Annotated in this window: 1 protein-coding gene; it reads left to right on the top strand. The window is 37.3% G+C overall.

Features of this window, described 5'->3' with window-relative positions; all coding sequences use genetic code 11:
• Positions 1-120 precede the first annotated feature (120 nt).
• A protein-coding gene (locus ABS916_RS12865; protein ID WP_340722276.1) for an IS3 family transposase occupies positions 121-1,451 on the top strand; the annotation gives its coding sequence in 2 pieces (ribosomal slippage) (positions 121-496 and positions 496-1,451; 1,332 coding nt in all).
• The last annotated feature ends 54 nt before the right edge of the window (positions 1,452-1,505 follow it).

Here is a 1,505-nt window from a genome sequence, read left to right as displayed (position 1 = left end):
TGAACTGAACCCCGAATAGTAGACACTTTAGAAAAAAGTGACCTATTCGGGGTTTTTTCTATTTTCATTCCTAGAAATCCCCGTTATACTGACCATACGATTTAAGAACGGGAGAACATCATGAGTAAAATAATTTTTAACGAACATCAACGTCGACAAATTGAACAGAATCCAAATGTCGTTTTGATAACCGATCGATCTATTCAATATACAGTAGCTTTCAAATTAAAAGCTGTTCAAGAAAATCTAAAAGGCAAAGGGCCTACCGAAATCTTCAAAGCTGCAGGCTTTGATTTAGAAATCATCGGGATTAAAAAAGTTCAAAGTGCTGTTCATAGGTGGAAGAAAATTTATCAAACATACGGTGAGGATGGTTTTACACAAGAGCGTCGTGGAAAAGGCAGTACAGGTCGCCCACGTGCCGAAAAATTATCAGCTGATAAAAAGTTAGAGAAAGCAGAAGCTCGTATTCGTCTATTGGAAGCAGAGCTAGCGCTCTTAAAAAAGCTCGACGAAATGGAAAGGCAGGCGAAGAAGAATCGTTTTTAACACCCAAAGAAAAATATCAAGCAATCAGTGAAACGATTCGATTATTTCAACTCAAAAATATGACACGGTATCTTTGTGAAGTAGCAAATGTCAGCTCGAGTGGTTACTATAAATGGCGACAAAATATGGAGAAACATTCATTACGTGAAGAAGCTGATTATCAAGATTATCTTTTACTAAAAGTAATCTATGATGAAGCAAAAGGCAAAATTGGTTATCGAGGGTTTTATATGGAACTGGTGGACCAATTAGGGAAACCGATGAACCATAAAAAAATTCTTCGATTGATGCGTAAATTTAATTTGTATGCGAAGGTTCGTCGTGCCAATCCTTATCGACTTATAGAAAAAGCGAATGAAGCACATCGTCAAATTCCAAATTACTTAAATCGGGCATTCAAACAAGACGAGCCAGGAAAAGTCTTCTTAACAGACATTACCTATCTCCAATATAAGGGTGGCCGTACGGCTTATTTATCATGTGTAAAAGATGTCGCAACGAGAGAAATCGTTGCGTATAAACTAGCTACTACTCTTAAATTGTCGATTGTTTATGAAACACTTGAACAATTAAAACATCATTTGGATGGGAATCTTCATCCGGAAGCAATGATTCATTCGGATCAGGGGTTTCATTATACGCATCCAGGATTTCAGAAGCTTGTGAAAGACATGGGGTTAAAACAATCCATGTCACGTCGAGGAAACTGTCTAGATAATGCGCCAATGGAATCGTTCTTTGGTCATTTTAAAGATGAAGTCGATTATCATGAAGCTGAAAGTTTCACGGAGCTACATACACAAGTCATTGACTATATCACGCATTACAACCACACAAGAAAGCAATGGACATTAAAAAAGATGACTCCGGCGAGTTACCGAAGTCATCTAATCGCAGCCTAATTAAATGGCTATCTTGTTTTTTATTAAACTGTCTACAAAATAGGGTTCAGTTCA

Source organism: Carnobacterium sp. (assembly GCF_040274945.1).
Classification (GTDB): Bacteria; Bacillota; Bacilli; order Lactobacillales; family Carnobacteriaceae; genus Carnobacterium_B.
The sequence above is the reverse complement of the archived record's forward strand: the minus strand, read 5'-3'. Positions and strand labels throughout refer to the sequence as shown.